Annotated in this window: 15 protein-coding genes; 4 read left to right on the plus strand and 11 right to left on the minus strand. The window is 64.0% G+C overall.

The features are described 5' to 3' along the window. Window positions 1-36: 36 nt before the first annotated feature. Window positions 37-1,521, minus strand: a complete 1,485-nt coding sequence (locus tag FJ943_RS04340) for a carboxypeptidase M32 (RefSeq protein ID WP_140719980.1) — start codon at window positions 1,519-1,521, stop codon at window positions 37-39. A gap of 142 nt (window positions 1,522-1,663) precedes the next feature. On the opposite strand from FJ943_RS04340, the gene FJ943_RS04345 reads away from it, so the two are divergent. After that, window positions 1,664-2,017 carry a DUF1304 domain-containing protein gene (locus tag FJ943_RS04345; protein WP_140719981.1) on the plus strand — a complete coding sequence of 118 codons (354 nt, stop codon included), beginning with the start codon at window positions 1,664-1,666 and terminating at the stop codon, window positions 2,015-2,017. A 104-nt stretch (window positions 2,018-2,121) separates the two neighbouring features. Here the strand turns inward: FJ943_RS04345 and FJ943_RS04350 are convergent, their stop codons facing one another. From FJ943_RS04350 to FJ943_RS04390, 9 genes are all read right to left on the minus strand, one after another. Further along, the gene (locus tag FJ943_RS04350; RefSeq protein ID WP_140719983.1) at window positions 2,122-2,547 is read right to left on the minus strand and encodes a hypothetical protein; all 426 of its coding nucleotides are present in this window, start codon (window positions 2,545-2,547) and stop codon (window positions 2,122-2,124) included. Window positions 2,548-2,798: 251 nt separating this feature from the next. Continuing rightward, window positions 2,799-3,830 carry a peptidoglycan -binding protein gene (locus FJ943_RS04355; RefSeq protein WP_023771699.1) on the minus strand — a complete coding sequence of 344 codons (1,032 nt, stop codon included), beginning with the start codon at window positions 3,828-3,830 and terminating at the stop codon, window positions 2,799-2,801. 1 nt (window position 3,831) lies between these two features. Then, a complete protein-coding gene (locus FJ943_RS04360) occupies window positions 3,832-4,857 on the minus strand; it encodes a MotA/TolQ/ExbB proton channel family protein (protein WP_041163650.1) in 1,026 nt (341 codons plus the stop codon). A 126-nt stretch (window positions 4,858-4,983) separates the two neighbouring features. Then, a complete protein-coding gene (locus tag FJ943_RS04365; protein ID WP_140719985.1) occupies window positions 4,984-5,670 on the minus strand; it encodes a hemolysin III family protein in 687 nt (228 codons plus the stop codon). Window positions 5,671-5,805: 135 nt separating this feature from the next. Further along, on the minus strand, window positions 5,806-6,606 hold the full coding sequence (locus FJ943_RS04370) for an inositol monophosphatase family protein (RefSeq protein WP_140616630.1): 801 nt from the start codon (window positions 6,604-6,606) through the stop codon (window positions 5,806-5,808). Between the two features lie 89 nt (window positions 6,607-6,695). Beyond that, window positions 6,696-7,262 carry an elongation factor P gene (efp, locus tag FJ943_RS04375; RefSeq protein ID WP_015315249.1) on the minus strand — a complete coding sequence of 189 codons (567 nt, stop codon included), beginning with the start codon at window positions 7,260-7,262 and terminating at the stop codon, window positions 6,696-6,698. Window positions 7,263-7,416: 154 nt separating this feature from the next. Then, the gene (locus FJ943_RS04380) at window positions 7,417-8,457 is read right to left on the minus strand and encodes a tetratricopeptide repeat protein (RefSeq protein ID WP_015315250.1); all 1,041 of its coding nucleotides are present in this window, start codon (window positions 8,455-8,457) and stop codon (window positions 7,417-7,419) included. Window position 8,458: 1 nt separating this feature from the next. Next, on the minus strand, window positions 8,459-9,106 hold the full coding sequence (locus FJ943_RS04385; protein ID WP_140719987.1) for a thiamine phosphate synthase: 648 nt from the start codon (window positions 9,104-9,106) through the stop codon (window positions 8,459-8,461). 133 nt (window positions 9,107-9,239) lie between these two features. Next, window positions 9,240-10,145 carry a DMT family transporter gene (locus tag FJ943_RS04390; RefSeq protein WP_140719989.1) on the minus strand — a complete coding sequence of 302 codons (906 nt, stop codon included), beginning with the start codon at window positions 10,143-10,145 and terminating at the stop codon, window positions 9,240-9,242. 132 nt (window positions 10,146-10,277) lie between these two features. On the opposite strand from FJ943_RS04390, the gene FJ943_RS04395 reads away from it, so the two are divergent. The 3 genes from FJ943_RS04395 to FJ943_RS04405 all read left to right on the plus strand — a co-directional run bounded on the left by FJ943_RS04395 (window position 10,278) and on the right by FJ943_RS04405 (window position 12,422). After that, window positions 10,278-10,730, plus strand: coding sequence for an Lrp/AsnC family transcriptional regulator (locus FJ943_RS04395; RefSeq protein WP_015315253.1), 453 nt, complete (start codon window positions 10,278-10,280; stop codon window positions 10,728-10,730). Between the two features lie 90 nt (window positions 10,731-10,820). Further along, window positions 10,821-11,546 (plus strand): class I SAM-dependent methyltransferase, encoded by a 726-nt coding sequence (locus tag FJ943_RS04400; protein ID WP_140719991.1) that lies wholly within the window; start codon window positions 10,821-10,823, stop codon window positions 11,544-11,546. 105 nt (window positions 11,547-11,651) lie between these two features. Then, window positions 11,652-12,422, plus strand: coding sequence for a sulfite exporter TauE/SafE family protein (locus tag FJ943_RS04405; protein WP_015315255.1), 771 nt, complete (start codon window positions 11,652-11,654; stop codon window positions 12,420-12,422). 13 nt (window positions 12,423-12,435) lie between these two features. Here FJ943_RS04405 and FJ943_RS04410 read toward each other — a convergent pair whose 3' ends face one another. Continuing rightward, on the minus strand, window positions 12,436-12,987 hold the full coding sequence (locus FJ943_RS04410; protein WP_140719993.1) for a DUF2269 family protein: 552 nt from the start codon (window positions 12,985-12,987) through the stop codon (window positions 12,436-12,438). Window positions 12,988-13,193: the final 206 nt, after the last annotated feature.

A 13,193-nucleotide genomic window follows, 5' to 3' on the forward strand; every position in this document is an offset into this window, starting at 1 on the left:
CTCGGCGTAAGGACAATTGTCGTCCCAGGCGGCATCTCAGCCGCCGTAGCGCTGCCTCAAATGGTTGACGAAATGCTTGGCGTTGAGCTTTTCGCCGGTGGCGCGCTCAAGCAGGTCCGGCGTCGACCAGCGCGACCCCTGCGACCAGATTTTCTCGCGGCGCCAACCGTTGATCGCCTCGAAATTCCCCTTTGCAAGGTCTTCGTCGGCTGAAGGATGCTCGCGCGTCAGCGCGGCCCATTGCTGCGCCGCCATCATCGCGCCCAGCGTATAGGACGGGAAATAACCGAAGGCGGCACCCGGCCAATGGACGTCCTGCATCGGCCCGTCGGCGGGGTTGTCGATGGTCGAGAGACCAAGATAGTCGCGCATCCTGGCATCCCAGGCTTCGGGCAAATCAGCCACTTCGAGGCTGCCCGAAACAAGCTCCTGCTCCAGTTCGTAGCGAAGGATGACGTGCAAGGGATAGGTCACCTCGTCGGCGTCGACGCGGATCAGGCCACGTTCGACACGATGCACATGCGGCAGGATATCGTCGAGCGACCAGGCTTCGCCGAGATGCTTCTCCACCACCGGCAGCGCCCAGCGCCAGAAGGCAGGATTGCGCCCGATCTGCTTTTCGACGAATAGGCTCTGGCTCTCATGCACGGCCATGCCGCGGGCCTTGCCGAGCGGCCAGTGCGCCCACGCCTTGGGCAAGTTCTGTTCGTAGAGCGCATGACCGGTCTCGTGCAGCACGCCCATCAGCGCCGACAGGAAATCCGAGGTCTTGTAGCGCGTGGTGATGCGCACGTCGCTGGGCACGCCGCCGCAGAACGGATGGTGCGATACCGACAGCGAGCCGTGCGTCAGGTCGAAGCCGACCGCCGCCATCATGGCAAGGCCGAGTTCGCGCTGCCGGTCGATGGCATAGGTACCCGAAAGCGGCTTCAGCGGATGCTTGCGCAGCCGCGCTTCCTGGATCGCCAACGCCTCCGGCACGAAGCCCTTGAGGAAGGCCTTGAGGTCGGCGAAGACGGGCGTGATGTCGGCCGTGCGATTGCCGGGATCGTATTGTTCCATCAGCGCGTCATAGGGGGCAAGGCCGAGCACGTCCGAGCGCAGGGCCGCCTCGTCGCGCACCAGCGCCACCACGCCTTCGAGCGCCGGCTGAAAACCCGCCCAATCGTTCTTGGCGCGCAGGGCACGCCACAATTGCTCGCAGCGCATGCGCGCCGTCGTCTGGCGCTCGACGAATTCGACCGGCAGGCAGGTCAGGTTGGTGTATTGCCGCCGCAGCTCGGCGAGAGCCGCCCGCTGCTCATCGTCCAATGCCTCGCCTTCGGCCGCGGCGATCCAGTCCGATATTTCCGGCGCGGTCGCCCTGGTGTGATACATGCCGGCAAGGGCCGCCATCGCCTCGGCGCGCTTCTCGCCACCGCCGACGGCCATGTGGGTCGCCTCATCGGCGCCGAGGATGGCCAGCGCATGCTCAAGCGCTTCGAGCTTGTGGCCGAGATCGTCGAGTTTGTGAAAGGACATGGCGGCTTCCGTGGTTGAGGACGGGGCGAAAAGACACCAACGCAAAAGCATTGGCAACCCTCGGATACCATCCGGCAGATGCAGCTTGCGCAAGCGAGGTTGGGCATGAAATGCTGCCGGCGATGGATGAAGGGGGAGCAGAATGATCGGCAACATCCTGGTCGGGCTGGTGGCCTTGATCCATGTCTACATCGTCTATCTCGAGATGGTGCTTTGGGACACGCCGCGCGGGCACAAGACATTCCGCCTGACGCCGGAATTCGCCGGCGCCTCCAAAGTGCTCGCCGCCAATCAGGGTCTCTATAACGGCTTTCTCGCCGCCGGCCTGATCTGGGGGCTTTACCTCGGCGCCGCCGGTTTCCAGGTCAAGGCCTTCTTCCTGTTGTGCGTGGCCATTGCCGGTCTCTATGGCGCGGCGACGGTCGGCCGCAAGATCCTGTACATCCAGACCGTGCCGGCGGTGGTCGCCCTGGTCGCGGCCTGGCTCGGTTGGTAGGCAGGATGGGCTGGTAAGGAAAGAAAAAGGACGCCAGCGGGATTGGGGTCCCGAAGGCGTCAATGGGTCCCTTCCCCGAGGACGTTTGCAGGCCGGAATAGCCCTCAGCCGTTCGGATAGTTCCCGCCGTCGGCACCATCACCCATCAGGAAACCGCTGCCGGTGTCGACCATCAGACGTTGATCCACATTGTCGAGCCGGCGCAGCAGGTCATGGTATTGCGCGGCCGGGATCCTGCCGTGATCCGACGCGGCTATCCTCTCGGCGACCTGACTGATGCGGGCGGTGCGCATTTCCAGGCGCTCCGCGACGGCCGGGGTGATGTGGTTGGCTTGCCTGGCGTCGACGATGCCCTGATGAACACCCTGGACCTGCTCTACGAGCGCCTCGACACGAGGACCTGCCATGTCGGTGGGGGCGGTCGCGTCGAGAGCACCCTTGTGGTGGCCCGCGGCATAGGCGCCGGCGAGCGGGACGGCAATGAGAACTGCGGCAAGCGTTGCAGTCTTGAGAGATGCTGATGAGCGCATGGTGCGCTTCCTCCTGCTGGGAAGGGAGAGCGGCCGCGCCGCCTCGCCTTCCGGCCATTTTGGGTCGTCCAGTCCCGTCGCGTCGCGATGGGAGGCATCGCCGGCGGTTCTCGGCCCTGCGCGGCAAGCTAGGAGCGCTTCGGCGCGAAGTGTAATTAAAAAAAGATAATCTTTTCAGGCCTTGCCGGCGGATGCCTGCGCCCTAGAGTTGAGCCGGCGAACAATTTCGCGTGAGTTCGCGTGATGATGGATCAACGTTCGGTGAGCTTCAGTTCAATGCGGCGGTTCTTGTTGCGCGCCTCTTCGGTGTCGGCGGGATCGAGCGGCTGGAATTCCCCGAAGCCGGCGGCGACGAGCCGGTTGGCCGGCACGCCATTCTCGATCAGGAACTTGACCACCGAGGTCGAGCGCGCCGTCGACAGTTCCCAATTGTCGCGATAACGGCCGGTGCCGGACAGCGGTTTGTTGTCGGTGTGGCCGTCGACGCGCAGCACCCAGTTGATCTCCGGCGGGATCTCTTTCTGCAGTTCGATGATGGCGTCGGCGAGCTTCTTCATCTCGACCTTGCCGGCATCGTTGATCACTTCGGATCCGGTCGGGAACAGAACCTCCGACTGGAACACGAAGCGGTCGCCGACGATGCGGATGTTCTCGCGATCGGCCAGGATTTCGCGCAGACGTCCGAAGAAATCGGAGCGGTAGCGGTTCAGTTCCTGCACACGCTGCGCCAGCGCCACGTTCAGGCGACGGCCGAGATCGGCGATCTTGGTATTGGAATCGCGGTCGCGCGTTTCGGAGACGTTGAGGGCATCCTCGAGCGCGCCGATCTGCTTGCGCAATGCCGCGATCTGCTGGTTGAGGATCTCGACCTGGCTCAGCGCCTGCTGGCTGATCTGGCGCTGGTTGTCCAGTTCGCCGCCCAGCGCCGCGGCTCGCTGGTTGGCGGCGTCGCCGGCACCCGCGCCTTGCGCCAGCAACTGTTCGAGCCGGCTCTTCTCCGCCTCCGCCGCCGACAGCGACGCCTGCAGGTTGGCCAGCGAATCGTCCTTGTCCTGCGCCGTCGAGCGCTCCAGCGCCAGAAGCTGGGTCAGTTCGTTGATCTGCGAATTGAGGCGCGACAGCGCCGTGTCCTTGCCGGAGATTTCGCGCCCGAGCAGGAACTGCGCCAACACGAAGACGGTGAGCAGGAACATGATGGCGAGCAGCAGCGTCGACAGCGCGTCGACGAAGCCCGGCCAATAGTCGATGCGGCGATCGGTACGCCGGCCCCTGGCAAGCGCCATGCTAGTGCACCCCGGGCTTCTTCAGCGCGTCGGCGATCTTTTCCAGCGTGTTGCGCATCGCCTTTTGTTCGTCCGACTGGGCTTCGACCCAGTCGCGCATGATCTGCTGTTCGGAGCGCATGTTCTTGACCAAGCCGGAAATACCGTCGGCGAGATTGGCCATGGCGGTGGCGACGCGCGGGTTGGAGCCGCCGCCATTCTCCTGCATGCTGCGCAGCCGCTCCGACAGGACGCGGATCTCGTCGGAAGAGTCGGCCTTGGCCGGGTCGGAAACGACGATGTCGGACGACAGATCCGTGACCGAGGACAGCCAGTTCTCGAGCTCGGTGTAGAAGCGCGTCTGGGCGCGGCCGGCCTGCAAGTCGAGGAAGCCGAGCACGAGCGAGCCGGACAGGCCGAACAGCGAGGATGAGAAGGCTGTGCCCATGCCGGCCAGCGGCGCCGACAGGCCCTGTTTCAGCGAATCGAGCACCGCGGCGGCGTCACCCGTGCCGGGATCGAGCGATTCGATGGTCTCGCGGATCGAGCCGATCGTATTCAGCAGGCCCCAGAAAGTGCCAAGCAGGCCGAGGAACACCAAAAGGCCCACAAGGTAGCGCGAGGTGTCGCGGCTTTCGTCGAGGCGGGTGGCGATGGAATCGAGCATTGTGCGCATCGATGAGGTCGAAAAGGCCATGGACGAGGAACGGCCGATCATCGCCTTCATCGGCGCCAGCAGCACCGGTTCGGTGGTTTCGGAGCCGGCTCGGAAAGAGTTGACCCAGCGGACCTCGCGAAACAGCCGCCCGACCTGCGTGAAGGCCAGCAGGATACCGACGACGAGCACGCCGACGATCAGGCCGTTGAGGCCGGGGTTGGTGACGAAAGCGGTGGTGACCTGGCGGGTCAGGATGGCGGCGATGAAAGCGACGATGGCCAGGAAGATGACCATGGTCAGCAGGAAGACCTGCGGACTGGACAGTTTATGCGGGTCGTAGATCAGCACGTCGGAGCGCCTGCCCATGCCGAAGGATCTGAGAAAAGCCATCCGTGCCCCGTTTCCGATGCCGCTGCCGCTGCCGCCGATCACGTAGTTGGCAACTCTAAACGGAATTATGACCAAATTGAATGGTGCTTGGCAATATTGCCACAGGCGGCCTTTGGAGCCGGCGCATCAGAGGCGGTTGATGACGAGGCAGTCGACCATGGCCGCCAAATGCAGGCCGGCGCCGGTGACGACGAAGCCGTGCCACAGTGCGTTGTGGAAGCGCAGCGCCTTCCAGGCGAAGAAAATCACGCCACAGGAATAGACGACGCCACCGGCGACGATGAGCACGATCGACGTGGTCGGCAGCGTCTCGACGAGCGGCTTGACGAGAACGATGCCGCTCCAGCCGATGGCGAGATAGAAGACGATCGCCAGCCTGTCGAAACGGCCGGGGAAAAACACCTTGATGGCAATGCCCGTTGCGGCCGCGGCCCAGACCAGGACGATCATCCAGCGCGCCAGCGGCGAGTTTCCCAACTGGGCGAGAAAGGGTGTGTAGGTGGCGGCGATCAACAGATAGATCGCGGCATGATCGAAGCGCCGCAGGATCCATTTCGCGGGCGAGGTCACCGGCCACAGATTGTAGGTCAGCGATACCGAGAGCACGGTGAGCAGCGACACGACATAGAAGGCGGCGGCGATATATTCGCCGGGCCCGACCCGGAAGGCGGCGAGCGCCAGCAGCGCCGAACCGGCCGCGATCGCCAGCACGATCCCGACAGCATGGACGATCCCGTCGGCGATCATCTCGGCGCGCGAATAGTGCCAGCGTCCGATGAACGGAATCTCGATCTGTGGCGGGGTGTCGGTCATCTATCGTCCTGCATCACCCCATATCTGGGCAACCGACGGACAGTATTTCAAGCTTTGTTTGCGGTTTTACGACTGCGCGCTTTGCCTTGACCGCAATTCTGGATGCCAAACCGCGAACATTTTTCCGGAATTGCTTCAGCGCGGCGGGAGCGGCTTTTTCACCGTCTTCAGCAATGCGCGCTGGATGATCTCGTTGCCGGCGACGACCGTGCCGGTGTCCAGCATGTCCTGTCCGCCATCCATGTCGGAGGCGAAGCCGCCCGCTTCCCGGATCAAGAGCAGGCCGGCGGCCATGTCCCAGGCCGACAGGCCCACTTCCCAGAAGCCGTCCATGCGGCCGGCGGCGACATAGGCAAGATCGAGCGAGGCGGAGCCCATGCGGCGGACGCCGGAGACCTCGGCCATGACGTTGCGCAGTTCGACCAGGAAATTGCCATGATGGCCCCGGCCGAGATGCGGCACGCCGCAGCCGATCACCGTGTCGACAAGCTTGGTGCGGCCGGCAACGCGCAGGCGGCGATCATTCATGAAGGCGCCGCCGCCGCGCTCGGTGGTGTAGAGCTCGTCCATGGCGGGATTGTAGACGACGCCCGCCACGATCTGGCCCTGGCGCTCCAGTGCGATCGAGACGGCGAACAGCGGGATGCCGTGCAGGAAATTGGTGGTGCCGTCGAGCGGGTCGACGATCCAGCGGTGCTGGCTGTCATCGCCGGCGATGGCGCCGCGCTCTTCCATCAGGAAGCCGTAGCCAGGACGTGCCTTCGACAGTTCGGCGAAAACGATGTCCTCGGCCTTGCGGTCGGCCTGGCTGACATAGTCGCCGGGGCCCTTCATCGAGACTTGCAGGTTCTGGACCTCGCCGAAGTCGCGCGACAGCGAGCGGCCGGCCTTCATTGCGGCCTGAACCATGACGTTGAGGAGGGCTGAGCGTGCCATAGTGCTTCTTCCTGGTGCGGCGCTTTAAATTCTGTCTCGATGCATGCCGGTGACCCAAACCGGGGCCGCTTCCGGGCGACATGCATGCATCAGTCGGCGCGGCGCACGTAAGTGATTTCGTTGGTGTCGACGATGATGCGTTCGCCGGCACCGATGAAGGGTGGCACCAGCACGCGAATGCCATTTTCCAGCACCGCCGGCTTGTAGGAGGATGCCGCCGTCTGGCCTCTCACCACGGGATCCGCCTCGGTGATGGTCAGTGTCACGTAATCGGGCAGCGAAATGCCGATCGGCCGCTCCTCGTAGAGCTGAACCGTCACCATCATGCCGTCCTGCAGGAACGCGGCGCGGTCGCCGACGAAATCCTTGTTCAGTTCGAGCTGCTCGTAGCTTTGGGTGTCCATGAACACCAGCGCGTCGTCCTGCTCGTAGAGGAAGGAGAAGTCCTTCAGGTCTAGCCGGATCTGCTCGACCGTCTCGGCCGAACGGAAGCGCTCGTTGAGCTTGGTGCCGTTGATGAGGTTCTTCAGCTCAACCTGGTTGTAGGCGCCGCCCTTGCCGGGCTTGACGGTGTTGGTCCTGACCGCCACCCAGAGGCCGCCATCGTGTTCGATGACGTAGCCGGGGCGGATTTCGTTGCCATTGATCTTGGCCATGATGATGGGATCCGGGATGCTGCCAACGGCCGGGCCATTGGTATGGGATGTTCGCCGTGACAGGCGATTTAAGGCTCCAAGACCACAAATCGCCCGGAGAGGCAAGGGAGGGCGGGTTGCAGCTGAGCAACGGGGCCGGTTCCGCCTACCGCCATCAGGGCAGGCGGTTGGCCTTCTGCAGGGCCTGCTTGGTCTGGTCGTCGCTCAGCCCTTGCAGGAAATCGTCCATCTGCTGATCGATGAGGCCGGCGCGGCGGGCGACGATGTACCAGGCGCCGGCGAGCACGAGGTCGGGATCGGTGCCGATGCCTTGCATATAGAGTTTTGCCAGCCGGTTCTGCGCCGCGACATTGCCGCCTTCGGCGGCTTGCTTCGTCCAGCCGAAGGCCGATTTCAGGTCACGCGCGCCGCCGCGGCCCTCGATCATCCAGGCGGCGAGATCGATCTGCGCGGTGTCGTAGTTCTGACGGGCGGCCTGCGCCAGCAGCCGCCGTGCCTGTGCATCGTCGCGCGGCTTGCCGCCGACGCCGTTGGCATAGATCTGCGACATGGCGTACTGCGCGTCGGCGAGACCGGTCGCGGCGGCACGCTCATAGTAGGAAACCGCCTTGGCCAGGCCGGCGTTGCCGGGATCCTGCTGGACCAGCATCTGCGCGAAATTGAACTGCGCCAGCTGGTTGCCGGCCTCGGCGGCAGCCTGCATCAGGGCATAGGCTTCCTTCGCGTCCTTCTTGACGTAGCGGCCGTCGAGCAGCATCAGCGCATATTGAAACTGCGATTCCGGCACACCCTGCTCGGCGGCAAGCGCATACCATTTCGCGGCTTCGGCCGCGTTCAACGGCACGCCCAACCCACGCGACAGGATCTCGGCCACCAGCGTCTGCGCCGCCGGATCGCCATTCTGCGCGCGGACCAGCGCCAGATTATAGGCGGTCTTGTAAAGACCACGCTGGAAGGCACCATAGGCAGCGTCCGCCGGCTTGGCGCCAAAGCGGTCGGGATTGACGCTGTCGGCCGATGGCAACGGCGCGGGCTCGGATGTAGTGGCGGGCTGCGGCAGCTGCTTTTCGATCGGCTTGTCGGTGTGCACGCCGGTTTCAGGCTTGGGCTGCGGCAAGGGTATGGTTTCGGCGGCGGCGGCCTGGATCATCACCGCCGCGAGCAGGGCCTGAAGGGAAAGCCTTGCCAGGAACACGTCAGTCCTCGAGGCGCGGCGCTGTTTCGTCGAGCAGCGCATTGGCCCGGGCGATCGCCACCTTCGGATCGATGCCGTCGGCGAACACGGCGCTCGACAGCGCGACGAATTCGGCGCCGGTGGCGGCCACGGTTTCGACAGAGGCAAGATCGGAACCGGCCTCGACGATGCAGGGGATCTGGATCATCTGCGCCCACCATTGCCCCAATGACAGGTTGCGCGGATGCGGCTCGGGCTTGTTGTCGTAGCCGAACCGGCCGAAGAAAATGTAATCGGGCCGGGCTTCGCCGAGTTCGAGCGCGTCGTCACGCGTCTTGGCGCCGCCGGCGCCGACCGTCATTTTCGCCTGGAAATGTTCGATCGTCTCGGCGAGTTCGGCCTTGGAGACCTCGACATGGATGCCGTCGGCCTGGACGCGGCCCGCGATGCGGGTGTCGCCAGCGATAATGACGGCCACTCCGGCGGCCTGCGCGGCCGGCACGATACGCTCGGCGAAGGCCTGGAAGGAGGCCTCGTCCATGCCGTTCTCGGGCAGGATCAGCGAGGCGACATCGCCGCCGTCGAATGCGGCCGTGATCCGATCCGCCGACACGCCGGACGGCGCGATCAGCACGATGCGGCAGCGGTTGGGGGGCGTTGCGTCATTCATGGTTCTTCGATCCCGGGTTTCGCCTATGCCGGGCGAAGATGGTTGGATTGCGGCATAGAGCAAACTGCCCGCTTTGAACAGGCGGGCAGCCGGGATCGCGATTTTTGATCCGCCGGACAGCCGGCGCGTCGCCTTACCTGATCGGCTCGGGGCTCGCGGCGGCCGGTCTCGGTTTCCACAATGTCCAGCCGAGGTTCATGCCGGCGGCCGCGATCAGGATGGCGGCGGCGCCGGCGACCTGACTGAGGTGCAGCCGGTGGCCGAAGGCGGTGACATCGACCAGGATGGCAACGACCGGATAAATGAAGGACAGCGACCCCTGCAGATGCGTCGGCAGCTTCTGGATGGCGCCGTACATAAGGATGTACATCAGGCCGGTGTGGACGATGCCGAGCGTTGCCAGCATGGCCCAGCTCCATGGATCGCCGGGGAGATGCGCGAGATTGGCGAAGGGCGCGAGCATGACGACGCCGACGCAGACCTGAATCAGCGCGATCAGATGCGGTGGCGTGCCCTTGAGCTTCTTGGTGACGATTGCCGCGACGGCCCAGAAAAAGGCGGCGGCCAGGGCCATCAGGATGCCGGCGAAATAGTTCGTGCCGACATCAGCGGCATCGGGAGCAGCGGCGACGATCAGCAGCATGCCGGCGAAGGCGATTGCCAGCCATGTCAGCTTGGTCAATGTCAGCCGCTCGGCGAACAAGAGCGCGCCGAAGCCGACCAGCATGAAAGGCTGCGTGTTGTAGACGGCGGTGGCGATCGAGATCGACGCGCGCGAGAAGGCGCTGAACAAGAGCAGCCAGTTGATGACGATCGCCGCACCCCCAAGCGCGGCAAGGCCGATGACGCGCAACGACAGCCTGTTGCGCACCAATCCAAGCGAAGCGCAGATGAAGAGCAGCGTCAGCGCGCCGAACGCGCAGCGCCAGAACACGACATCCATGATCGGCTGACCGGACATGATGACGAACCAGCCGATCGTTCCCAGGATCGCCATTGCGGCCGACATTTCGACCGTGCCTCGTACCGTATCGTTCATAATAAGCCTCTGAACCCGTTGAGGCGGCATAATCTCATGTGAGGTCTGGGCTATCCATCTCCTAGGAAAGCCAATATAATGATAGTGCCTAATTAAATTAGGCATCCGCTTGAAATCAACGAGAAATAGAAAATGCTGGATGATTTGGACCGAAATCTCCTGGAAATCCTGGTCAGGGATGCGCGAACCTCGCTGAAGGATCTGGCGGCCCAGGTCGGGCTATCGTCGCCGAGCGTTTCGGAGCGGCTGCGGCGCCTCGAGGAGCGCGGCGTCATCCGGGCGTTTACCGTCGAGATCGATCCGCTGGCACTCGGCTATACGCTGCAGGCGATCGTGCGGATCAAGCCTCTGCCGGGCAAGCTGCACATCGTTCAGAAATTGATCGAGGAGATTGAGGCGTTTGGCGAATGCGACAAGGTGACCGGCGACGACTGCTTCGTCGCCCGGCTGTTCGTGCGCTCGATCGGCGACCTCGACGGCATTCTCGATCGCATCGCCGACAAGGCCGAGACCAGCACCGCCATTATCAAGGCACAGCCGATCCGGCGGCGACCGCCGCCACTGGGGTTGCCGGCGGCCTCGTAGGCTTGACACGGCATGGCAGTGGTGGAAGGCGCGGCCAGTCCACCAAATGTCGGTCTTCCGCCGGATGACCGTCCGAGGAGCCAAAAAAAGATGGCGCAGAACATTTACGATCAACCCGATTTCTTTGCGGGCTACAGCCAGCTTGGCCGCTCCGTCGAAGGCCTGGATGGTGCCGCCGAGTGGCCGGCGTTGCGCGCGATGCTGCCCGATGTCGGTGGCCTGAGGGTCGTCGACCTCGGCTGCGGCTTTGGCTGGTTCTGCCGCTGGGCACATGAAAATGGAGCGAGGGAAGTCCTTGGGCTGGACCTGTCGGAGAAGATGCTGTCCCGTGCGAGAGCGGCCGGCCCGGACACCGGCATCACCTACGAGAGAGCCGACCTCGACCATCTCAGCCTGCCGCAAGGCGGCTTCGACCTCGCCTACAGTTCGCTCGCCTTGCATTACGTCGAAGATATTGAGCGCCTGTTCGGGGCCGTGCACGAAGCCCTGTCGCCCGGCGCGCATTTCGTCTTCTCGACCGAGCATCCGATCTACATGGCGCCGACCAATCCGGGCTGGTCGATCGATGGGGGGAAAAGGACCTGGCCTGTCGACCAGTATCTGGTGGAAGGGCCGCGCAAGACCAACTGGCTGGCCAAGGGGGTGGTGAAACATCACCGCACCATCGGCACCACGCTCAACGCCCTGATCCGCGCGGGTTTCACGATCGAGCATGTCGAGGAATTCCGTCCGACGGACGCGCAGATCGCGGCCAGACCGGACCTGGCGGAAGAACTCGAGCGGCCGATGTTCCTGCTGGTTTCGGCGTGCCGATAGAATAGGGGCATGGCGAGGCGCGCGGGTTGCTTTTGCTGTCGCTCGACTCAAGATTGTGGGCTATTCAGGCGTCGACGCGCTTTCCCTCCAGATCAGTTCCTCCTCATGTCAGGCCTGCTTCTCGATCCGTGGTTCTACGCGGCCGCCATACCGGCGGTCATCCTGGTCGGCCTGTCCAAGGGCGGCTTCGGCGGCGCGGTTGGTTTCGTCGGCGTGCCGCTGATGGCGCTGACCATGCCGCCGGTTCAAGCGGCCGCCATCCTGCTGCCCATCCTGTGCCTGATGGACATCGTCTCGGTGTGGACATGGTGGGGCGTGTACGACCGCAAGATGCTGGTCGACATGATGCCGGGCGCCATCGTGGGCATCGGGCTTGGCTGGCTGACGGCGGCACTGGTCACCGAGGAAGCGGTGCGGCTCATCGTCGGCGCCGTTGCCATCATCTTCGTGCTGCGCTGGCTTTACCTGCAATTTCGTCATGGTTCCGACCATGCGGCCGCACCTAATCGCGTGGCCGCGGCCATATGGGGCACGGTCGCAGGCTTCACCAGCTTCGTCGCCCATGTCGGCGGCCCGCCCTTCCAGGTCTATGCCTTGCCGATCCGGCTCGACCCCAAGGTGTTGTCGGGCACGGCAGCGATCTTCTTCGCCGCTACCAACGCGCTGAAACTCATCCCGTATTTCGCGCTCGGCCAGTTCGACACCGCCAATCTGACGGCGTCCGCCGTGCTGATGCCGCTGGCGCCACTGTCGACCATCGCCGGTGCCTGGCTGGTGCGGCGGATGCGGCCAGAAATTTTTTATCCCTTCACCTATGCGACCGTGGCGGTCGTGGCAGTGAAGCTTCTGTGGGACGGGATCGCCGGCATCATGTAGCGCTCCAGCCGCGTCAGGCGGCGCTGGGCACCATGCGTCTTGGCCGGCTGAGCGCCATTGTGGCACCGGCGGCAAGGACCACCACCATGCCGGCGAGAATCCCGACGTCGTGCAGGGTAGGCTTCAGAACCATGTCGGTGATGATGATGAGCATGACCGCATAGTCGAAGCGCGCCGCCCGCAGGATGCGCTGTCCATAGCCAAGTGCCTTAGGCGTTACGCCATCCCTGGCGATCATCGCGCCCATGCGGTCGGCGGTCGGCTTGAAGACGAACATGCCAATGCAGAAGGTCGTGGCGTAGCCGGCAAGCCCGATCAGGACCCAGAGATCGGAGAAGCCGACCCAGAACGAGCACATGATCAATCCGAAGACCAATGTCAGCATCGACATCGGAGCGAAGAAGCGGTTGCCCAGTTCGCCAGTGGCGCGCATCGCCTGCAGCGTTCCCTGGATGTTGCCGGCGCGATCCGCCAGCGTCGCCAGCACCATCAGCGTGAAGCCGCCGCCGACCCAAAGCATCGCCGAAAGGATGTGCAGCAATTTGATGATGGAATACCAATCCATGGCTTTTTCCCCGATGTCCAATGGTTGCTGGCGAGGCCGCGCCATTGCCCGCCCGCCGCTTCGATGCCGCAGCGTTTAGCGCCGCGGCTGTTTCAGGACGATGTCGTGGAAAAACCGGCTGTGTTTCAGGCTGCCGGCTAACGAAAGGAGAGACTAATATGATGAACCCACCGCCCGGTTTTCTGCTATCGTCGGCAGCGTCGGGG

The sequence above is a fragment of the Mesorhizobium sp. B2-3-10 genome, assembly GCF_006442275.1.
In the GTDB taxonomy this organism is placed as follows: domain Bacteria; phylum Pseudomonadota; class Alphaproteobacteria; order Rhizobiales; family Rhizobiaceae; genus Mesorhizobium; species Mesorhizobium australicum.